At 36.7% G+C, this 21,281-nt stretch carries 18 protein-coding genes and 2 pseudogenes; 3 read left to right on the top strand and 17 right to left on the bottom strand.

Features of this window, described 5'->3' with window-relative positions:
• Positions 1-17: 17 nt before the first annotated feature.
• Positions 18-1,211, bottom strand: a complete 1,194-nt coding sequence (locus tag CD30_RS01170) for an acetyl-CoA C-acetyltransferase (RefSeq protein ID WP_036171212.1) — start codon at positions 1,209-1,211, stop codon at positions 18-20.
• 421 nt (positions 1,212-1,632) lie between these two features.
• Positions 1,633-3,768, bottom strand: coding sequence for a (Fe-S)-binding protein (locus CD30_RS01165; RefSeq protein WP_036171209.1), 2,136 nt, complete (start codon positions 3,766-3,768; stop codon positions 1,633-1,635).
• Between the two features lie 264 nt (positions 3,769-4,032).
• On the opposite strand from CD30_RS01165, the gene CD30_RS01160 reads away from it, so the two are divergent.
• Positions 4,033-4,569 carry an HXXEE domain-containing protein gene (locus tag CD30_RS01160; protein ID WP_036171206.1) on the top strand — a complete coding sequence of 179 codons (537 nt, stop codon included), beginning with the start codon at positions 4,033-4,035 and terminating at the stop codon, positions 4,567-4,569.
• Between the two features lie 80 nt (positions 4,570-4,649).
• On the opposite strand, the gene CD30_RS01155 is transcribed toward CD30_RS01160, so the two are convergent.
• From CD30_RS01155 to CD30_RS01145, 3 genes are all read right to left on the bottom strand, one after another.
• Positions 4,650-4,871: a hypothetical protein gene (locus CD30_RS01155; RefSeq protein ID WP_036171203.1), complete on the bottom strand. Its 222-nt coding sequence runs from the start codon at positions 4,869-4,871 to the stop codon at positions 4,650-4,652.
• Between the two features lie 259 nt (positions 4,872-5,130).
• A complete protein-coding gene (locus CD30_RS01150) occupies positions 5,131-5,904 on the bottom strand; it encodes a hypothetical protein (RefSeq protein ID WP_036171198.1) in 774 nt (257 codons plus the stop codon).
• A gap of 11 nt (positions 5,905-5,915) precedes the next feature.
• Entirely contained in the window at positions 5,916-6,338 is a 423-nt protein-coding gene (locus tag CD30_RS01145; RefSeq protein ID WP_036171195.1) for a hypothetical protein, read from the bottom strand.
• 439 nt (positions 6,339-6,777) lie between these two features.
• Between CD30_RS01145 and CD30_RS01140 the strand changes: the two genes are divergently transcribed.
• Positions 6,778-7,617, top strand: a complete 840-nt coding sequence (locus tag CD30_RS01140) for a transposase (RefSeq protein WP_211254617.1) — start codon at positions 6,778-6,780, stop codon at positions 7,615-7,617.
• A gap of 949 nt (positions 7,618-8,566) precedes the next feature.
• Here the strand turns inward: CD30_RS01140 and CD30_RS19685 are convergent.
• Positions 8,567-8,668 (bottom strand): annotated as a pseudogene (locus CD30_RS19685) (IS3 family transposase); the annotation flags it as partial.
• A gap of 52 nt (positions 8,669-8,720) precedes the next feature.
• Here CD30_RS19685 and CD30_RS01135 point away from each other — a divergent pair.
• A pseudogene (locus tag CD30_RS01135) lies at positions 8,721-9,063 on the top strand (ATP-binding protein); the annotation flags it as partial.
• Positions 9,064-9,324: 261 nt separating this feature from the next.
• Here the strand turns inward: CD30_RS01135 and CD30_RS01130 are convergent.
• The 11 genes from CD30_RS01130 to CD30_RS01080 form a co-directional block, all read right to left on the bottom strand.
• Complete coding sequence (locus tag CD30_RS01130) at positions 9,325-9,885, bottom strand: cob(I)yrinic acid a,c-diamide adenosyltransferase (RefSeq protein ID WP_036171192.1); 561 nt, start codon at positions 9,883-9,885, stop codon at positions 9,325-9,327.
• A gap of 3 nt (positions 9,886-9,888) precedes the next feature.
• Entirely contained in the window at positions 9,889-11,349 is a 1,461-nt protein-coding gene (locus CD30_RS01125; protein ID WP_036171189.1) for an adenosylcobinamide amidohydrolase, read from the bottom strand.
• The gene (locus CD30_RS01120; RefSeq protein WP_036171186.1) at positions 11,350-12,342 is read right to left on the bottom strand and encodes a FecCD family ABC transporter permease; all 993 of its coding nucleotides are present in this window, start codon (positions 12,340-12,342) and stop codon (positions 11,350-11,352) included.
• A gap of 332 nt (positions 12,343-12,674) precedes the next feature.
• Entirely contained in the window at positions 12,675-13,430 is a 756-nt protein-coding gene (locus tag CD30_RS01115; RefSeq protein WP_036171183.1) for an amino acid ABC transporter ATP-binding protein, read from the bottom strand.
• Positions 13,431-13,442: 12 nt separating this feature from the next.
• Complete coding sequence (locus CD30_RS01110) at positions 13,443-14,162, bottom strand: amino acid ABC transporter permease (protein WP_235801982.1); 720 nt, start codon at positions 14,160-14,162, stop codon at positions 13,443-13,445.
• A 14-nt stretch (positions 14,163-14,176) separates the two neighbouring features.
• Entirely contained in the window at positions 14,177-14,887 is a 711-nt protein-coding gene (locus CD30_RS01105) for an amino acid ABC transporter permease (protein ID WP_036171180.1), read from the bottom strand.
• Positions 14,888-15,099: 212 nt separating this feature from the next.
• A complete protein-coding gene (locus tag CD30_RS01100; protein ID WP_036171177.1) occupies positions 15,100-15,972 on the bottom strand; it encodes a transporter substrate-binding domain-containing protein in 873 nt (290 codons plus the stop codon).
• Positions 15,959-17,179, bottom strand: a complete 1,221-nt coding sequence (locus tag CD30_RS01095) for an acyl-CoA dehydrogenase family protein (RefSeq protein WP_036171174.1) — start codon at positions 17,177-17,179, stop codon at positions 15,959-15,961. Before CD30_RS01095 ends, CD30_RS01100 begins: the two co-directional genes overlap by 14 nt.
• A 285-nt stretch (positions 17,180-17,464) precedes the next feature.
• Positions 17,465-19,132 (bottom strand): acyl-CoA dehydrogenase family protein, encoded by a 1,668-nt coding sequence (locus tag CD30_RS01090; RefSeq protein WP_036171170.1) that lies wholly within the window; start codon positions 19,130-19,132, stop codon positions 17,465-17,467.
• Positions 19,132-20,634, bottom strand: coding sequence for a class I adenylate-forming enzyme family protein (locus CD30_RS01085; protein ID WP_036171167.1), 1,503 nt, complete (start codon positions 20,632-20,634; stop codon positions 19,132-19,134). Before CD30_RS01085 ends, CD30_RS01090 begins: the two co-directional genes overlap by 1 nt.
• On the bottom strand, positions 20,627-21,016 hold the full coding sequence (locus tag CD30_RS01080; RefSeq protein WP_036171164.1) for a MerR family transcriptional regulator: 390 nt from the start codon (positions 21,014-21,016) through the stop codon (positions 20,627-20,629). The genes CD30_RS01085 and CD30_RS01080 overlap by 8 nt, the downstream gene beginning before the upstream one ends.
• Positions 21,017-21,281 lie beyond the last annotated feature (265 nt).

Genomic DNA, 21,281 nt, shown 5'->3' with positions numbered 1-21,281 from the left:
GATTGCTTGTGAATCTATTATTGTTTAGGTACTTCAATCATAATGGCATCCCCTTGACCGCCACCCGAACAAATAGCGGCAATGCCAATGCCACCACCTCGACGTTTTAATTCATAAGCTAACGTTAAAATAATTCTTGCACCTGATGCGCCTATTGGATGGCCTAAAGCAACTGCACCACCATTGACATTTACTTTTTCAGGGTCAATCCCTGCAATTTGATTACTTACTAATGCAACAGCTGCAAATGCTTCGTTAATTTCAATTAAATCGATTTCTTCGATAGATTTACCTGTTTTCTTTAATATTTCGTTAATGACTAGCCCTGGCGTTTGTGGGAAGTCCTTAGGGTCCACACCTACTTCTGCGTGAGCAACTATTGTAGCAAGTGGTGTACGACCTTCTCTTTCAGCTTTTTCCTCGCTCATTAGAACCATTGCGCATGCTCCGTCATTTACACCAGGGGCATTCCCTGCTGTAACCGTTCCTTCTTTATCGAAGGCTGGTCTAAGTTTTGATAACGCTTCCAAAGAAGAGTCTTTTCTAGGCGCTTCATCTGTTTCAACTAGTGTGATATCTCCTTTACGTCCTTTCAATTCAACAGGCACTATTTCTTCTGCAAATTTTCCAGATTCCATCGCTTGTAGTGCTAATGTATGACTTCGCAATGCCCAGCTATCTTGTTGCTCTCTTGTTAATTGGAACTCGCTCGCTGTGCTATTGCCATAAGTTCCCATATGAACATTGTTTGGATGGAATGCACAGGATAGTCCATCATATACCATGCCATCGATTAATGTTGCGTCACCCATTCGAAGACCCCAACGTCCTTTTGGTAAATAGTAAGGGGCATTTGACATCGATTCCATGCCACCTGCAACGATAACTTCCTCTTCCCCTAGGCGAATTAATTGATCTGCTAACGTAACACTTCGCATACCGGATGCGCATACTTTGTTAATCGTTTCTGTTTTCACGTTAAATGGAATACCAGCTTTGGAAGCTGCTTGGCGTGAAGGAATCTGTCCCTGTCCCCCTTGTAAGACAGTACCCATCATTACTTCATTTACTTCCTCAGGTTTTACCTTTGCTTTTTCTAATGCACCTTTGATGGCAATACCACCTAAATCACTTGCTGATAGTGCCGATAATGCACCACCAAATTTTCCAAAAGCAGTTCTTGCCCCATCTAAAATAACTGTTTTGTTCATTTTTCCACCCCTATATTATTTGTTTAAACTAGTAAACGATTTTCTGGATTCATAGAGTTATAGATAAAATTTTGTACGCTCTTGCGTTGCAGTGGTTCCTCGTCGCAAACAAAATGACTCAATTTCAGTTGAGTCAAAACCATGTGCTACTGCGGTGGTCACATCACAGATGGCACCATCCTCGTCGCAAATTCGATGACTCAATTTCAGTTTTATACCAATTTGCTCCTGCGTCGCTTCGCTATCCTCGTCGCAAATTGAGCGTCTCACCGCTACGTGTTCAGACGCTCAATTGACTGAACGCTCGCTCGGATAATATTTATGAAAAATGGGAGTGTTTTAGAACTCCCATTTTTACTTAGATGACTTTGATCGTAAAGAATGAAGATTATTGCTAATTTACTCACTTCAAAATGGTTACTTACATCACAGCTTCTTCCAACTTATTCAATTGCTCTCCAAAGACGGAGCGTTCTAGTAATTCTACAACATCGTATGTGCCTACTTTATCTTCTACTTCTTTTGCCTTTGTACCGTCAGAAAGCATTGTTAAGCAGTATGGACAGCCTGAAGAAATGACCGATGCGTTTGTCGCTAATGCTTGTTCAGTACGAGCGACGTTAATTCGATTACCAACATGCTCTTCCATCCACATTAATCCTCCACCTGCTCCACAGCACATTGCTGTTTCACGGTTACGTTCCATTTCTACTAACTTCACACCTGGAATGGATCTTAAAATTTCACGTGGCGGATCATAAACGTCGTTATATCGACCTAAGTAACATGAATCATGGAATACGATTGTTTCTTCCACACGATGGTTTAACGTTAATTTATCTTGTTCCACTAAGTCATACAATAACTCTGTGTGATGGTAAACTTCGCCTTCCCAACCGAAATCTTTGTATTCATTTTTAAATATATTGTATGCATGCGGATCGATTGTGACGATTTTCTTTACATCGTTTTTTTCAAACTCATCGATGTTTGCAGTAGCAAGTTCTTGGAATAAGAATTCATTTCCTAAACGTCTTGGCGTATCCCCAGAGTTCTTTTCCTTATTACCTAAAATTGCAAACTTCACGCCTGCCTCATTCAATAATCGAGCAAAGGATAATGCAATTTTTTGTGAACGACTATCAAATGCACCCATTGAGCCAACCCAGAATAAATATTCAAAGCCTTCTCCAGATTTATTTGCTTCTTTCACTGTTGGAATAGTGACTGTTGGATCAAGATCACGCCAGTTTTCCTTTTCTTTACGATTAAGTCCCCAAGGATTTCCTTGACGTTCAATATTATTCATAGCGCGTTGTGCGTCAGAGTTTACTTTTCCTTCTGTCATTGTTAAGTAACGACGAAGATCAATAATTTTATCAACATGCTCATTCATTACAGGGCATTGATCTTCACAGTTACGGCAAGTTGTACATGCCCAAATCTCTTCTTCCGTAATAACATCTCCGATTAAAGATGGACTGTAAATATCCTCAATTATTGCACCTTCTGCTCCTGCTGCCATAGCAAGTTGATTGCCATTTGTATTTCTAAAGAATGAAGCAGGTACCCAAGGTTTTTTCTTTGTCACCACTGCCCCAGTATTCGTAAGGTGGTCTCGTAATTTGACGATTAAATCCATTGGTGAAAGCATTTTCCCTGTTCCAGTAGCTGGACACATGTTTGTACAACGCCCACATTCAACACAAGCATATAAATCTATTAATTGCTTTTGAGTGAAATCTTGAATTTTACCAACACCAAAAGATGGCATTTCTTCTTCGTCTTCCATTTCCTCCATCGCTTCAAAGTTAATCGGACGGAGTGTACCAGCACGATCAAGTCGATGAAAATAAACATTGACTGGACCTGCGATTAAGTGGAAGTGCTTCGACTGTGGAACATATACTAAGAATGTTAATAAGATAAGTAAATGAACCCACCACATAGCATAAAAGACTACCGCAGCAGCTGTTGGAGGTAAGAATCCAAATACCGCTGCGATACTCGAAGCAATTGGTTCACTTCCTGTAAAGCCATGTCCTTGCCAAATCATGCTCATTGCGTTGCCAACTAATGTCGATACCATTAAACCGCCAATAAAAATTAACACTAGTCCATTTTTCCATCCGCGTTTTAAACGAACAAGCTTTTCAATATAACGTCGGTAAAATGCCCAACAAACAGCAAATAAAATTATTGCGGCTACGAACTCCTCAAATAAAGTAAACACTTCATAGAGTGGCCCTAGCGGCAAATGAGAACCAGGTGCTAGTCCTTTCCAAATGAAATCGATCGCACCAAATTGAACTAATATAAAACCATAGAAGAAAAATACATGAATAAGACCACTCTTAGGATCTTTTAATAATTTCTTTTGTCCAAAAACATTAACCCAAATTTTTTCAAGTCGCTCTTTGACACTGTCATTGAATTCTTCTTTTTTTCCTAGCTTTACATATTCATATCTTGTCTTTAATAAATAGATAAATAATCCTAAAGCATAAAACACTACTAAAATGAAGAATACCCAGTTTGCAATTAATAAAGGACTCATCTTGTCTCCCTCTCTTGTCTCCCCAATATAATTGGCTATTTATTACCCCTATTAGACTTAAATATAATGCTAGTTTTCCATCCACTACGAAACGTATATCTATACTTTTATTCTAAGAGATGAATGAGCATTCAGTCAATAAGTAGTTTGAAATTTCCGAAATGTTTGAATTACGATACTTTCACAATTTCGATTGAAAAGTTATGGTAAATATAGGAACATTATTGTTGTGGTCTGTTTAAATCAAAATAAAGGAGCACGTTTATGGAGCATTGGGGTTATTTATTAACGTTAATTTGGCTATTTCCAATTTTATTTATTTTTCATGATTTTGAAGAGATTATTATGGTGGAAAAATGGTTAGCTCGAAATAAATCAAAGATATTCACGCTTTTGCCTAAAAAAATGGCGGAGCAAATTGTTAAACAGTTTTCAATGACAACAGCTCAATTTACTGTCGCCGTTCTAGTAGTCTTCCTGTTCGTTAGTATTTCAACGATTCTTGCAAGTCGTTATGTACTAGGCGAACCTTTTGGTGATATTTATTTATTTACAACTGTGCAACTCGTATTCTTTTTACATGCTTTTACTCATATCGGTCAATCTATTCTTCTTCGTTCAATTACACCCGGAGCCATTACTTCTGTTATCATTATCATTCCTTATAGTTTATATTTATTTCCTGCGATGCTTCATTATGAAATTATTAGTTGGCAAACGATATGGATTTCCTTGCCTTTAAGTATTCTAATTGTCCCTGTATTACTTTTCGCTCATTGGGTAGGTAAAAAATTCATTTAAGAGATTGTGCCCTCCTTGCTTAACAAATAAAAAATGATGGATGACTCTGATATTTAGAGCATCCATCATTTTAATAATCATTATTTCATGATATAGATATCCATATATGTTGATTTGAATTCAGGACTATAGCTAGAAAATGCACGAATATTATTTGTTATTTTTTTACCTTCAACCCCTGCATTAAATCCTGCTTGTATTTGACTTACCGTGATATCGGTTCCTTCTAAATCATTTAAAATATTTACTGCTATTTCTTTAGAGATTGCTGTAATAATTCCGCCAATTATAGTTTTCTTCATTAATGCTCCCCCTCTAGTTATAATTCTTCTCTACTCATTTTTAGAAGAGCATATACTATGTCCTTCATTTAGAAATTTCCATTTTTGAAAATTTCCTTAAAATAAAAATGACGCTATCCTCAAGGATAGTGTCCGTTCTTTAAATATAATATTTTACAATAGCAAATTACTTAATGAGTATTTATTTTTGTATTTTTACTTACTCTTATAATCTGGAATGCATTCATAAAAGCCTGATATCTTATCTACAAATATATTACTATTTCTCGCTATCTTGAATATATTCAATATTACCTTCGTTTCTAGTAATTTCAAAAGTATCCACAACTGTAGTTCCGTCTACTTTATAAACTGGTATTGTATAATTTGATTGACCAGAATTAATGTGATCTAACACTTCAGAAAGATTATTAAAGTTTAGATTAATATTCTTAGAATAAACGTAACCTTCAATACCATTTTTTCCAATCACTCGTATAAGGTCTGGACTATCTTCTTGTGACTCTGAATAAAAATCTGATCCATAAGATAAACCATTTTCATTAACTTCATAAGCTTTATCTGGAATCACAGGAATAGACGCTAATGAAAATTGGACTTTAGGTGATGCATAACTTGTGTACGTACTATATCCATTACCATTGTAAAATTGCATTCTAGCTTTTGAATAATAAGTTCCACTTTTATTAGTTATTGCTGAACCATCTTTTATTCCTGCAGCTGGTATCGAATTATAGTAAAATGCACCACCATCTACACGAGTTCCAGCAGAATTATAAAGATTTGATTCTACACCCATGTATCCTGTTGGAACATTATTCCCAGATACAGTTGAGATAACGCCAAATCCGGTAGTTTGTAATGAATTAGTTTCTACAGTGGACCAATACGAATATGAAACACCATTAATAGTTACAGATTTCTTTGTACTGGATGCAGATGCTGCAAAAGCATTCATACTAAAATATGAAAATATTAAAATTACAGCGAATAATGATGCAGTTATTAGTTTAAATTCTTTTACTTTTTTCACAATATTACCCCTTAATTAAAATAATATGTACCAATTACTGTTTCGCCATCTTGCAAATATAAAGGAGTCGATTTTTCACGTGATTTATTATACTCCTCTAACTCACTTGGCGAAGATATACCTTTAGGTCGATAAATATAACCTAATACTCCATTCTCACCTTCTGTTAGCGATAAGACAGGTTCATCAAGAATTAAGTTTCCCATATCTGGTCCATATGTTTCCCCTTTTTCATTTTTCGGGAAACCATTTTTTAAAATATATTCTTTGGTAGGAATAATTAATTCTGAGGAACTCAATTCTTGGTCATTATCACTACCTTTATTAACTTCTTCTAAAGGTTTATTACTTGTAATTATTAAAAATATTAATACACCGAACAACATAGAAGTAACTGTAAGCACCTTAATAATTAAGCTTTTCTTATTTACCATTTTATGCCTCCTTTTTAAGTTTTTAAGTGCTTATACTTAATATAATTTATGATTTAGAAGATTTCAATATTAATTTACATTTTTTCCATTTTACGGTTAATCACCATAACTTGGGGTTTATCTATCAAATATTCAATTATTTTACATTTTGTTATAGAATAAAAGCGAAAACTCGTGTATCGTAATTGTTGCCTAGACAAAACACGATTGGAGTTTTCGCTTTGTACACACAGTTTATCAAATTAAATTTACCTTTACCCTCCTTTTTTACAATTTCTCTACCAACTGAAGAAGAGCCGAACGTCTTTCCGGTAGAAGTGTGCCCACAAACAATCATGTGCCCGATTTGCCAAGGTCATACCGTCCGGCATGATCAGACCAAGCTCGTTTTCGCCACGGCTATGCATGGAATATCGGTATGTTATGGATTGAGCTTTTTGTGCCTCGTCAACGTTGTAAAAACTGTGGATTCACTTTCTCCTACAACTATGGATTAGGACTTGTTCGTTCCTCGACAGAGGCATTTCGTATGCAAATTATCAAGCGGTGTCAGGGTCGCTCCATTAAGGATGTTTCGTGTGAATATCATCTCCCTTATACAACCGTGGAACGTTGGTTTTACTTGTATGCACCGGACCAATTAGTAGAAGAATCAGCGAAACAGATTTGTGTTGATGAATTTGCCCTTCGCAAAGGACACAACTACGCGACAAGCGTGTTAAATACGAAAACAGGGCGCATTTTGGCTATTCTCCCACACCGAAATCAAGAAGCAATTACGTCTGTTTTACAAAAAATAACGGGTACTATTCGTGCAGTCGTGAGTGATTTGGCACCGGCAATGGCCTATGCAATTCAAACTGTATTTCCATTCGCTATTCACGTGCTAGATCGTTTTCACCTCGTCCAATTTTTCACGGATGCTCAGCAAAGACGTAGACGGTATTTAGATGAAGCGAAAAAGCATCATAAATCACGTTTTATAGACCGCTGCTTAGCACGGAAGTCAGAAGAATTAACAGCTGAAGAACGTGGGTTTGTGGCTGAATGGAAGAAAGAAGATTTTCATACGAAGCGCATTTATCAAGCGTTAAATCACATGAGATATGTTTTGAAAGCAATTACAATGACACAAGCAAAACGACGATTAAAAGAATGGTTCAAGCGCTACCAATTTCAGAAGTGCGGTGTCGTTTCAAAGATTGCAAAAACACTGATTGCCCGTGAGAAAGCTACTAAACACGATTGTTTCACCGCTTTCAAATTGCACCATATCTAACTGCTCTGTAATTTCCATTTATCATCTTCCCCTTTCCTAAACAAGCCCGTTCCTTTAAGAGTGCTATTTCACTATCTCAGTTAAAATTTCAACTTAAATATCCAGAATCCTTTTAGATGTTATTCCAAAATATGGCACTTTTCATGAATAAAGACATATTTCTTATTAAAGAATGATCTGCACCCCAAAAGTTAGAGTAAAAAACTAACTTTTGGGGTGCAGTACCTAAACGCGCCCAATTGTTGAAGTACGTAATTCAACTACAGCCCCACGTAAGTCATCCATGAAGTATACAGCCCCTTAACCATATTTTAATGTGTAAAGGGGCTGTTATTTTTATTATTCAATATGTTTACTTTCCAAGTACTTAACTAATAAGTCAATTATAAAGAAAATCGTTACATAAATAAATGCTATAGTTGAGTAATGTAGCAAGTTAAATGTGATTCCCATTAGAGAATAAACTCCTGCTATTAGTATTCCACATGCTAAATGTTTGATATAAGTGATTAAAAAATGATTACTTTTACTAAATAACTCTATGAGAATTGAAAAAGTTACTCCCCCTATAAAAAGAGCAGGGACAGTTGTTATACTTACCACAAAACCAATAGCAAAATAGTTATCTATAGGGTTATTAGAAAATACATATAACTAAGGGTACTACAAAATAACAAAGAATAGCTGTTAGAACTGCAGAATATAATTTTCTACTCAACATAATTTTAACTCCTTATATATAATTATGGTAGCCTATTCAAATTGAATAGATAAAATATCTTTTATTTCAACTCCTTTTGGTTATATTAAAATCTCTAGACCAACGATTATAAAAAATCATGGTACTAGGGTTTTTTATTTCAATATAATTGTAAATTTTACAAATTCATCTTAATAAAAACCCCGTTATTTGTGAAGTGATCCCTAAAAGTTAGACACGGTTAATTCATTAGGCAGATTGTTGATGAGTTCGGTATTGTACTGGACTCATGCCTTTTAATTTTGTCTTAATTCGTTTGGTATTAGAGTACTCAATATACTTTTCTAATTCTTTTACCCATAGAAAAACTGCACCTCTAATTGTGATATGCTTCCCTTCGGGTATATCGCATTTAGTTGAAGAATTAGAGCAAGCACTTATGATGGGGAAATTAAAGCAGTTTCGTAGCAAGTTAGAGAAAGAAAGTGGATATGATGATTTTAGATGAAATGGGTTATCTTCCTTTTGGGGAAGAAGGAGCAAAATTATTGTTTCAAATTATATCAGAGTGTTACGAACAAAAAAGCTTAATTATTACGTCTAATTTAGAATTCAGTCAGTGGAATCGTATTTTCTCAGATTCACGTTTAACGGCTGCTTTAGTGGATCGCTTGATTCACCATCCCTATATCATTTCATATACGGGGCAGAGCTTTCGTTTAGCCAACGCATTGTCGAGAAAATAGTGAAAATATTGGGTGGCAACACTCTGTATTTTTCGTTGCAATTCTCTGCACTTTTATCTTGCAAAATACAACATAAATATTTAACCTTAGACGAGTTGAATGAAGAATACATAAAATTTTATAATTACAACCGTTATCAAGAAAAATGAAACGGCCTTAGCCCTATGGAATACAGGATTAAGGCCGCATAACTTAATTTTAATTATTTCCACTGTCTACTTGACAGGGAGCACTTCAAACTTTGATGTTTTAGGCTTTATTTTATTTAAATACATCTCCACTACGGATATATTCTACATCATTTACGTTCAATCGATAATTTACTGCACGAGCAACTGCGAAGAAGTAATCTGATAAGCGATTTAAATATTTTTGAACAATTGACGGGACATCTTCAACAGCATTCATTAATGTTACTACGCGACGTTCAGCTCGGCGACATACTGTTCTGGCAATATGAAGGGTTGCAGCAGCTTGCGTCCCACCAGGTAAAATAAATCTTTTTAACGGCGGTACTTCTTCAGTTAAAGCATCGATTCTTTTTTCTAATACTTCAATCGAAGCTTCCTGCAATTTATATTTTCTTTCCTTCATCACATTTGCTAAGTCGCCCCCACAATCAAAAAGCTCATGCTGAATTGTCTCCAAATCCTCCAATATATCTTTAAATAGATTTGCATCCAATTCCGTCATTGCTTTTCCAATGAATGAATTCAATTCATCAATTGTACCGTATGCTTCCACACGTAAATCATCTTTATTCACACGGCCACCCATTAAACTTGTTTTACCCTTATCCCCTGTTTTTGTATACAGTTTCATTTCCTATTCCCCTTTTCGTGAATTTTGAATTGCTTCACTAATTGCTTCAAAAACACCTCTCCCAATAACTTTTCCTACCTCAGTTATCGGCCCCGCATATTGCATAAGCTTGCCTTGCTGTGTAGCTGCAATAAGCAAACTATCCGTTGGTGTACCAGTGGCAATCGTATTTGATATTGTATCATACACTTTTTCGTGTTGTAGTGCCTTCGTTTTTGCCTCTGTTGCAGTCATCATCCCCTGAACAAAGGCTTCATCAGATAAATTTCCGTTAATAATAATCCATGTATTTATTGTTCCGATATACTGTTGATCATCTCTCGTGTAGGCCTTTGAAACATCGATAGCATTTCCCACACCTGCTGTAACAATTACGAAAACAGTTCCAAAAGAAGCGTCATAGCTTTTTATTACTGCGTCTTGTGTGTCAACTGCCGTCATCATCCCAACGGTGTTTGTTGGAGACAATCCTTCATTCATAATATACTGCAAATATTCTTCCTTCACCTGCTCAATGTGATAGTTTTGTTGTACCGTTCTATTCAATAATATCGAATACCAGCCAAGCCCTGCATTATGAACAGCTGAAGATAATACTCTTAAAGGAAAATCTGTTTTTAACATTACATACTCATTGCATTTTTTTATGTTGTTAATCGTTACTTTATTATTAATCCCATCATTTTGAATTTCAGGTAATAATGTTATTTGTGGTTTTGGTTGTACTGGATGGGCATGAGAGGCAACTTTTGCATGGTAAACATCCATAATATCACCCTCTAGTAACACTTCATGCGGCTCACCAAAGGCTCTTACAACACCAGAATCCATTAGTAAAATTCGATCACAGTACAAGGAGGCTAAATTAATATCGTGAAATACCGATACAACTGTCAATCCTTGGTCGACAACTTCTTTTCTTATCATATCTAAAAGCTGCTGTTGATGTGCGATATCCAAATGGTTTGTCGGTTCATCCAGCAATAATAAATCAGATTTCTGAGCTAAAGCCTGTGCAATGAAAACCCTTTGTCGCTCCCCACCAGATAAATTTTCAATGAATATATGTTCAAATGGCGTAACGCCCGTTTGATTCATTGCACCTACAACTGCTTCTTCATCTGTATTTGACCATGAAGAAAAAAACCCTTTTTGATGTGGATATCGTCCGATAGATACGGTATCCCTAACTGTATTTGAAAATGATGACCCGTGTAGCTGTGGAAGGACAGTCATTTTCTTTGCTAACTCTTTCGCGGAATAATGATTTTGATTAACTTGATCAATGAATACAGATCCCGTTGTAGGAGTTATAATGCCACTAATCAATTTTAGAAGTGTCGATTTACCGCATCCGTTTGGCCCAAGAATGCCAAGCATTGTACCTTTTTCTACTTTAAATGAAACATCTTTAATAATTGGAGTTGAACTATAGCCACCTGTTAAATTTTCTACTTTTAGCAACTATGCTCCCCCCTTGCCTCTTCTTTGTTTGTAGAATATATATGCAAAAACCGGAGCGCCAATAAAGGCCGTAATAACTCCTATCGGAAATTCGGATGGACTTATAATTGTTCTAGATACAAGGTCACAGATGATTAATAAAGATGCACCGTTTAAAAAGGATAACGTTAACAAATGTCGATGATCTGTTCCCCAAAGCATCCTTGTCATATGCGGCACAACAAGTCCAACAAATCCGATTGTCCCAGATACAGCAACAGCAGCACCTGTAAGCATTGATCCTACGATAAGTACCGCAAACTTGCTACGCTTCACATTAACACCTAATGAGTGCGCACGCTCATCTCCGTACATCATGGCATTTAATTCCCTACGATAGAACCATAAAATGATAGAGCCAATGATAACAAATGGCAAAATCATCGTCACATATGGCCATCCGCGCATCGAGACACTCCCAAGTAGCCAACCAATCACTTCTCTCAGCTGTTCACCAGTAAGGGAGATCATAAGAGATATACACGAGCCTAAAAATGAACTAAATATAACCCCTGTTAAAATAAGCGTCTCCATTTTCATAGAGCGATCCACAAGTCGAGCAAATGTTAGCACGACAAACATTGTAATGATGGCAAAAATCATTCCGAAAATTGGCAATGTAAGTGATCCGAAAATTGTGATTCCAAAGAAGATGGTCGCAACTGCTCCAACTGACGCTCCTGAGGAAACACCTAAAGTATAAGGATCTGCCAATGGATTTTTAAGTAGCCCCTGAAATGCAGCACCTGCAATGGCAAGTGAAGCTCCAACTAACCCTGCTAAAATTACCCTCGGCATTCGAATACTCCATAAAATTGCATATGTATTTGGATTGGCAGCTTCATCCCATAAAGCCGAAACGGGAATATCAACAGCTCCAATGGAAACTCCTAGCCAAATGCTAATAAGTAGTACGATTATAGAGGAGAAATAAGCAATAATCATTTTTTTCATAGATTTACCTCTAAACTTTTGATATAGCTCTTTCGTTTAACGAACTAAAAAATTAACGTTATTATAACGTATATTCTAATATGGTGCTATTGGGTGAGTTTTCATTGGAGTAATGCTAGTACTTAGGCTCGGAGCTTCAGAAAAACTAATGGATGGTTGAATATACTTACTTTTCACTGAAGTAAACGACGATTTACGTGAAATACTCGCGCTTTCGGATCAAATACTCGCGGTTTTGAACTAAATACTCGCGGTACATTCTCGCTTCACCGCCCCCTACTATTGGCAAACAAAAACCAGCCCACTTACTGGACTGGTTCATTCGTCAAATTCTATATCTCAAAATCATATTCGCCGGGAAGTACACGGCGTAAGAAACGACGAGTACGTTCTTCTTTTGGCGTGACAAAAATTTCATGAGGTGTACCTTCTTCTACGATGTTCCCACCATCCATGAAAATCACCTTTTTTGCCACGTCCTTTGCAAAGCCCATTTCATGTGTTACCACAAGCATTGTCGTTCCTTCACGAGCGATTTCCTTCATTACCTCCAACACTTCTCCTACAAGCTCTGGGTCAAGGGCAGAAGTTGGCTCATCAAATAAAATCACATCTGGATTTAACGCAACAGCGCGAGCAATGCCCACCCGTTGTTGTTGACCACCTGACAATTGACTTGGGTAGGAATCATATTTATCTGATAAACCCACTTTATCCAGGGCTTCTCTAGCAGTTTTAAACGCTTCATCCTTTGGAACTTTTCGTCCAATCAACAACCCTTCCGCTACATTTTCGATAGCCGTTTTATTATTAAATAAATTATAATTTTGGAATACAAAAGCTGTTTTTTTACGAACCTCTAAAACTTCTTTTTTTGATGCAGAATGTAGATCTACAGATAAATCTCCAAATCTCGCTGTCCCTTCATCCGCTCTTTCTAAAAAGTTAATGCAACGTAGAAGTGTCGTTTTACCAGAACCACTAGGCCCCAAAATAACAACTACATCACCTTTATCTATGTTGAGATCTACCCCTTTTAATATTTCGTTTTTCCCAAAAGATTTATGAACATTTTTTATTTCTAACATTATTACCCCTCCTTACGCAGTTACCGGCGCTTTATAGCGACTTAATCGTTTTTCAGCTACTTTAAATAAATATTCAACCGTAATACATAAAATCAAATAAACGATAAAAATATCAATATATGCTTCTAAATAGTTGTATCCGACATTTGCCTCCACCTTTGCTTTTAATGTAATTTCTTGTAATGAAATCGCATATCCAAGGGATGTTGCTTTTATTAGATTAATCGTCGCATTACATAAGTTTGGCATTGCAGATACAAGCATTTGCGGAATAATAATACGACGATAAGCTTGCGCAGTTGTTAACCCAACAACATGCGCCGCTTCTAATTGCCCAGCACTAACGGTTTTCAAGGCAGAACGAAATACTTCTACTAAAATAGCAGCAGTATTGAAAGAAAAAATAATAAATGCATACCACAATGGATTTACCTCATAGATAGGAAAATCAATATTATATTTTTCAAAGATCCCTGCAAGGATAAGTGGAATAATACTATATAAAACAAAAATTTGAATAATAATTGGCGTCCCTCTTACAAACGACACATAAACCTTTGTAAAACCATTTAATATAGGTATTTCATTTATTCTCGTTAAGGCAAGGAAAAAACCGATGGGCACTGCAATTGCCATTGCTACGACTGTTACAAGAAGCGCAACAGGAACACCGCTCAATGCAACAAAAAATGTATCAATTAAAAATCCCATATTGATAAAGCTTGAGTTCATCTTTTTTCGCCTCCCTAACTAGTCTTTAATGAACGTTGCCCTTTACTGAACACTTTTTCAAGCTTTGTAAAGAACTTCTCAATTGCGATTGAAAGCACCCAATAGAATACAGCTAGCGCGATGTATATTTCTAAAGCATGTGTATTGTAATTATTTGCGATAATTAAATTTGCTTTTCCAACGATATCAATAAATCCGATTGTATAAGCAAGTGCACCCTCTTGTAAGACAGAGATTAACCCGTTACCGAAGTTCGGCAACGCGATTACAACAGCCTGCGGGAAAAGAATTCTTCTCATTGCTTGGAATGGCGTCAATCCAACACTTACCGCAGCCTCGTATTGACCTTTATCAACCGCTAAATAAGCTGAACGGATAACTTCAGCCATCATCGCAGCAAACTGCAAGCTGAATGTTATGACGACAAATACCCCTGTATGTACATCTTGTAAATAGATGCCAAAGAAGTAGTCTGCAAAAGCGGGAATCCCATAATATACAAGAAAAAGCAATACTATTGAAGGCGTACAGCGCATTATCGTAATATAGCTATTTGCAAGAAAACGTAAAAATCGATTTTTCGATAATTTAAAAACAGCAATCACTAAACCTAATAAACTACCAAAAATAACGGCTAAAGCAGCAACGAATAATGTAATCCAAAGATAAGGTAATAGCTGTGGAAGCGCCGTCCACAGGTAATTTATATCGAAATATTTTTCCACCTAACTTCACCACTTTCCTTACCCAAAATCAAGCTATTACTAGAATTATAGTCAACTCTATACTTTTCATTTCAAAACATTGTTGGACTAAAAGTAAAAGCAATAATATTTGTCTTTTCCCATTTTATTAAATTTAACAGTTGGACAAACCTATCATAGATATAGAAAGGGCTCCCTAGCAACTGACTGCTGGCAGCCCTTACGCTATTTAATTATCGTTCTACTTGGTCTAACACTTCGAATAAATCTTTACCATAAAATTCGATACTTAACTCGCGTAGTTTATCTGTTTCTTTTAATTGTTTAATAGCTTCATCGTAAGCTTTAGCAAATTCCACTTCATTTTTGTTGAATAATGGCCATGTTTTAATTACTGCGAATTCATTGTAAACTACTTCATCTTTTAAGTTGTAGTATGGACCGTTCTCTTCCAATACCTGACCTTTAAATGCGCCTTCGATAATAACCCCACCATCGACACGACCTTCGTTTACCCATTGAACAACGTCTACTGTAAACTCTTCACCAGCTTGAAGCTTTACCGGATTATCTGGGTTTGCTTCGTTGTATTCAGCAATTACTGTATATTGAGCATTGTTTGCAGCAATTGGAGCAAGAGTCATACCTGCAGATGCAAAGTCGCTTAAGTTTTTAATGTTTTCATTTTCTTTCTTTAATACAAGCCCTGCACTACTTAATCCTAAAAATTCTTCTGGGTATAGGAATTTTTGCGTACGCTCTTCTGTCCAGAAGGCATTTTTAACACCAACATGATATTTCCCTTGTTCAACACCAATTAATAAGTCATCACTTGTTGTTCCAACGTAATCAAATTGATACTCTGGTAAAAGTTCGTCAACTAATTTCATTACTTCTACATCATAGCCTGTTGGATTTCCGTTTTCGTCAATATAAGTCATTGGTTTACCAGCTTGGTCGTAAGCAACTTTTACTATACGAACTTCGCTACCACCTTCTGCAGCTGTACCTGAAGATTGTTCGCTACCGCCACTACCACATGCAGCTAAAATGGATATCGAAGCAAATCCAACTACAGCAAATTTTAATAATTTATTGAACTTCATATTCATTCTCCTTTTTTGTTTCATCTTGTTTTAATGCAAATTCCGCTAATTTTTTAATTGTAATATCATCCATTGGTGGATTGTGAAGTCCTGCACGAACATCACGATAATAGCGTTGAAGCGGATTTGAACGCTGTAAGCTTTTTGCACCAACAACGCGCATCGCTTTATCAACAACCTTTATTGCCGCATTTGTCACGACATGTTTTGCTGTATTTACTGCATTTACGATAACGATTCCTTCATCCTCTGTTAGCGTATGGCCTTCAGCTTCTTTTCGTATTGAATCTTGATAGCTTTGTGCTGCGCCATAAAGTGCAAATCTGGCTGTTGCAAGCTCTAATTCGATTTCCCCAAGATAGCTTTGAACATTTGGTAATGTTGCAATCGTTCCTTTAATACTGTTTGGTGAATGCGTGTTAGCAAATCGAAGTGCATAGTCACGTGCTGCTTGAGCAATACCTAAATACGTTGCAGGGATTAGAAGTAACCATCCATTCAATTTAAACCCAGTGTTGTATGTTGGAAGCTCTACTAAATCTGATTCATCAACTGCTACATTGTTAAGCAATAAGTCGTGACTTCCTGTTCCACGCATCGCGATAACATCCCATGTTTCATCGATAGATAAACCAGGAGTATCTTTATGAATTAAGAAAAAACCAACCTTTTCTTTTTCTTCAATCCATGCAGATGTTAAGAAGTAATCAAGTTCAGGTGATCCAGTTGTGTAGCTTTTCCGTCCATTAATCACCCATTTATTCCCTTCACGTACCGCCTGTGTTCCCGGACGACCACCACGAATTGGGCTTCCAGTAGCCACTTCACTTACCGCACGATTAATAATGGCACCTTGCTCTACCTCTTTTGCAAATGCCTCTAATTTTGACGAATCCCAATATTTATTTTCGAACAATTCTCCAACCGTAAGTAATGTCCAAGCTATCGCCAATGCCGTGCTACCATCGTAGCTCCCTAGTGTTTCCTGTAATGAAATTGTTTCATATAAACTTAAGCCTTCTCCACCTAGTTCTTTTGGCAATGTAATTTTCGTATAACCAATTTTTCGTAACGCTTGAATATGCTCACTTGGGAAGCTTGATTCTTTATCAATTTGCTGTGCATTCCCTTTAAATGGTTCTTCAAGTGTTGATAATTTTTCTAGCCATTCTCTTTGTTGCTCGGTTTTTATGAACAGATCCTTCATAACGTCAGATCCTCCTCTTCTCGTCCTGAGATAAATTTTCAATCCGAATTCGTTAATACCTACTTTTTCGCTAAGAAAAGTCGGTTAACTATTTGAATTGATTTTACTTTCTGATTATTTATTCGTCAATAGGTATTTCAAGGTTTTTTTATCGGAATTATAAAGTTTTTAAAATTTTGTAATAATTAACCATCAAATCATCATTTATGACAAATAAAAACGCACAAGTAAGTTTATTACTTTGTGCGTTTCCATTGAATCTATAAAATTTTTATATGAACTTACCTATACAATATCTGAAAAGTATTCGACTGTTTTCATCGGATCTCCTAATTTTCGAAGTCCCCAACTGCCCTCCAAAAATATTTCTGCAAGCTTTTCGTATTTTCCACCATATTTATCAGCCCACTCTACTGACACAACACTCTCATACATTAATGCCAACTTTTCTGCTATTTTTTTACCTTCAAAGCTTTGTATAGCATCATCCAAAGAAACAAATATTTTCAGCTGTTCTTCCAATTCCATTAATTTCTCCTGCACAATGACTTTAAGTGAATTGTTTTTTATTCGTGATAAACGATTATTCATTTCGGTTACAAACAGTTCATGCGCTCTAAATTTTTTGAATAGACGGATGACCTCGAGTGCTAGGATGTTTGCTGTCCCCTCCCAAACGGTTAATACCTGCGCATCCCTTAGCAGCCTTGGTGTTACAAAATCTTCAATATAACCATTGCCCCCATGGAGTTCTATCGCCTCGCTCGCATATTTTACCGCCTGTTCAGCCGTTTCTTTTTTTATAATGGCGATATTTAAACGATTCAAAATGATGTCCCTTTCCGAACCATTACCGCTTGTTACGACATCATACAATTGAATTAAATCAAAGGTTGTAGCTACTTCCACATGAACTTTTGCTGCAAACTTTGCAAGTGAATCTTGAATCATCGGATAATTAGTTAATACCTCTCCAAAGGCTTCTCTGTTTGAAAGATAATGTTTTGCTTCCGAATAAGCTCTACGCATAATCCCGACAGAAGCAATCGCATTACAAATTCTTGAAAGATTTAAAGCTTCCAGCATATAATAAATTCCTTTATTCGGATCACCCACGACATAGCCGACTGCCCCATCGAATTCTACCTCTCCAGCTGGAACAGCACGAACACCTAACTTATCTTTTAATCTACGAATTCGCAAACCATTTACAGAACCATCGTCATTTCGCCATGGAACAGCAAATAGGGTTAATCCTCTCGTACCGGACGAGGAACCAGGTATACGAGCTAATACCATTGCGACCCCGCACATTCCTGCATTCGATGCAAAGTACTTTTCACCATATAGACGATAATTTTTTCCATCGAAACGCGCCTCTACAATGTTGGCACCAACGTCTGAACCACCTTGACGTTCCGTTAAAAAAGTAGCTCCTTCGTACAGTTTCACATCTCCTGTTGAACAAACATGTGGGAGAAATTTTGCCTTCAAGTCTTCATCTGCATAATGGTCAAATAAATATGCTGTTGCCATTGTTAGAGTCACAGGACAATAAATCCCTGGTTCCGCTTGGGATAATAAATAACCTTGCGCAAAACTATAAACGTAGTTTCCCTTTCTCCCCAATTGTGGAATCTCCTTATGCACATATCCAACAATGCCTGTGTTATAAGTTTGTTCAATTGTTTTCTTATATCCTTCATTCACCCAAACTTCTGATACCTCTTCACCGAATTTGTTGTAACGCTCCAAACGAGGTTTACCTTCTCGGTCAGAGTGCTTTGCGCGTTCATCAATCTCACCAGCAACAAGCTTTCCAAAATCGTCCAATTCTCTTCCAGCAAAATCACAAAACTCTGAGTCTAGCATTTGTTCCAATATTTTATGAAGCGTATGGTCGTTTGTAAAAAAATTCGTTTCCCGTTCCACCTTTGACTGTAGTACCTTCATTAGCTCACCACCTGTTGTTTTAGTTGTTGCTTTAATATTTTTCCAGATGCATTACGTGGAAGTGCTTCTACTTGTTCATAAATGCGAGGCACTTTATATTTGGCTAAATGCTGTGATAAATAATCTTTCAACTCTTGTTCGTCTATTTGCTTTTTAGCTGCATAAATTGCTTTAACCGTTTCGCCCCATTCTTCATGTGGAACCCCAACAACAGCTACTTCAACAATGCCTTCAAATTGCAGAATACGGTCTTCTATTTCTTTTGGATAGATATTTACTCCCCCTGAAATGATGACATCTTTTTTACGATCCACTATCCAAATATAGCCCTCCTCATCATAGCGAGCTAGATCACCTGTTTTTACCCAGCCTTCAAGAAAAGCAGCTTGCGTTGCTTCCTCATCGCGGTAATAGCCTACCATATTCCCCTCGCCATATAGGACTACTTCTCCAACTTCTCCTACCGCCACGTCTTCCCCGTCCTCATTCACAATACGCAGTTCTGTTCCAAAGGGCGCTCGTTTTCCAATACTACCAGCCTTATCTTTATGCTCATAACCGAATAGTAATGAACCTGAAGGGCCTCCTTCTGTTAAGCCATAAACACAAGTTAGGTTTTCTGTTTGGAATACTTGTTGTAAATGACGGACTTCTTTTTCAGAAAGTGGTGCTCCTCCATAAACCCACCATTTCATTGAAGATAAATCTGCAGATCGAAGTCTTGGATGAGATGCGGTAACTAAATAAGCAACTGGTGCTCCAAAGAAGTGAGTTGTTTTTTCGGTTTCAATAGAATCAATAAATAAATCCGGTGTGAATGTAGGTGTTAGAACATTCGTCGCACCTACTAATACTGCTGACATAAGGAATAAATGTAGTGGTGCTGAATGTGTAAGAGGCATCATCAATAGTATGCGGCTTTCTGGCTTTACTTCCATTTCAATAGCAATCATATGTGCAACCGCTAAAATATTACGATAACTGAAAAGTACCCCCTTTGGTTTCCCTGTCGTTCCTGATGTGTAAAGAATTGTGGAGAGATCATCTTCTTTTAATAGACAAGCTACTTCATTGTTGTTACCGCTTACAATTAATTCGTTGTAGCTGTACCAGTCTTCCTGTGATGCTCCTGTTTTAATTTTTATATTGACATTTGAAATCTTTTCGACTGCTGCAAATATTGCTTCATGGACAAGAATGGCTGTTGCTTCAGCATGTTCTGCAACATACTCCACCTCTGTTAATGTAAACTTCGCATTGACCGGAACTACAATGGCTCCGATACGCTGAATAGCAAAATAACTAACGACAAATTCCAATACATTTGGCATGAAGATTAAAACTTTATCTCCTTGATGAATACCTAGATTTTTTAAGGCATTACTAAAACGATTCACTTGGTCATCTAACTCTTTATAAGTCACTCTACGTCCATGACAAATAACCGCTTCATTTGTCGGATACTTACGGGCATTTCTTGCTAACAAATTTGAACTATTCATCAACATCTCTCCCTTTTATTTTCGCTAATTTTTCAATAAAGGTCCCATGCAATTCCATTAACTCTTCTTTCATTACCGTAAGCTCTGCAATCTTTTCTTCAATTTCTTTCATTTTTTGTTCCCCGTACTCAACGGTCCTCTCTAGCTGCTGAACTCCTGTTCTGTCTAAATCAAATAGCAGCACCATCTCCTTTATTTCATCAAGTGAAAAGCCATATTTTTTGCCGCGAAAAATGAGTTTCAACTTTGCAATTTCTTTTTTTGAAAAGGTTCTTTGATTTGAATGAGAACGATTTGGAGACAACAGTCCAACTTCTTCGTAATACCTTAGAGTTCTAGTAGATACATTGAAAAGCTTCGCGACTTCCTTAATCGTTTTCATCCTTATCACCTCTGTTCCTTTTGGAATATTATAGCATTTACGTTAACGTAAACTTCAACAAGATTTTTACTTTTAGCAGAATAAAACATTCGTAACTAAGAAAAATATAGCAATTAAACTAGTTGAATGGAATATCTTGAGGATAGGGATTGGTATTATTACTTTTAGAAATGATAACGGGGATATAAATAATTCACTTTCTTTTTTTGGAAATACTCGCGCTTTTGAATAGAATACTCGCGCTTTCACGCGGAATACTCGCGGA

It is taken from the genome of Ureibacillus massiliensis 4400831 = CIP 108448 = CCUG 49529 (genome assembly GCF_000772965.1).
GTDB classification, from domain to species: Bacteria; Bacillota; Bacilli; order Bacillales_A; family Planococcaceae; genus Ureibacillus; species Ureibacillus massiliensis.
This window is presented reverse-complemented; position numbering and strand designations above follow the sequence as displayed.

Excerpts from the sequence above, each read along its gene's own strand:
- CD30_RS01170 (WP_036171212.1), bottom strand. The coding sequence starts at position 1,211 with ATGAACAAAACAGTTATTTTAGATGGGGCAAGAACTGCTTTTGGAAAA.
- CD30_RS01165 (WP_036171209.1), bottom strand. The coding sequence starts at position 3,768 with ATGAGTCCTTTATTAATTGCAAACTGGGTATTCTTCATTTTAGTAGTG.
- CD30_RS01160 (WP_036171206.1), top strand. The coding sequence starts at position 4,033 with ATGGAGCATTGGGGTTATTTATTAACGTTAATTTGGCTATTTCCAATT.
- CD30_RS01155 (WP_036171203.1), bottom strand. The coding sequence starts at position 4,871 with ATGAAGAAAACTATAATTGGCGGAATTATTACAGCAATCTCTAAAGAA.
- CD30_RS01145 (WP_036171195.1), bottom strand. The coding sequence starts at position 6,338 with ATGGTAAATAAGAAAAGCTTAATTATTAAGGTGCTTACAGTTACTTCT.
- CD30_RS01130 (WP_036171192.1), bottom strand. The coding sequence starts at position 9,885 with ATGAAACTGTATACAAAAACAGGGGATAAGGGTAAAACAAGTTTAATG.
- CD30_RS01120 (WP_036171186.1), bottom strand. The coding sequence starts at position 12,342 with ATGAAAAAAATGATTATTGCTTATTTCTCCTCTATAATCGTACTACTT.
- CD30_RS01115 (WP_036171183.1), bottom strand. The coding sequence starts at position 13,430 with ATGTTAGAAATAAAAAATGTTCATAAATCTTTTGGGAAAAACGAAATA.
- CD30_RS01110 (WP_235801982.1), bottom strand. The coding sequence starts at position 14,162 with ATGAACTCAAGCTTTATCAATATGGGATTTTTAATTGATACATTTTTT.
- CD30_RS01100 (WP_036171177.1), bottom strand. The coding sequence starts at position 15,972 with ATGAAGTTCAATAAATTATTAAAATTTGCTGTAGTTGGATTTGCTTCG.
- CD30_RS01095 (WP_036171174.1), bottom strand. The coding sequence starts at position 17,179 with ATGAAGGATCTGTTCATAAAAACCGAGCAACAAAGAGAATGGCTAGAA.
- CD30_RS01090 (WP_036171170.1), bottom strand. The coding sequence starts at position 19,132 with ATGAAGGTACTACAGTCAAAGGTGGAACGGGAAACGAATTTTTTTACA.
- CD30_RS01085 (WP_036171167.1), bottom strand. The coding sequence starts at position 20,634 with ATGAATAGTTCAAATTTGTTAGCAAGAAATGCCCGTAAGTATCCGACA.
- CD30_RS01080 (WP_036171164.1), bottom strand. The coding sequence starts at position 21,016 with ATGAAAACGATTAAGGAAGTCGCGAAGCTTTTCAATGTATCTACTAGA.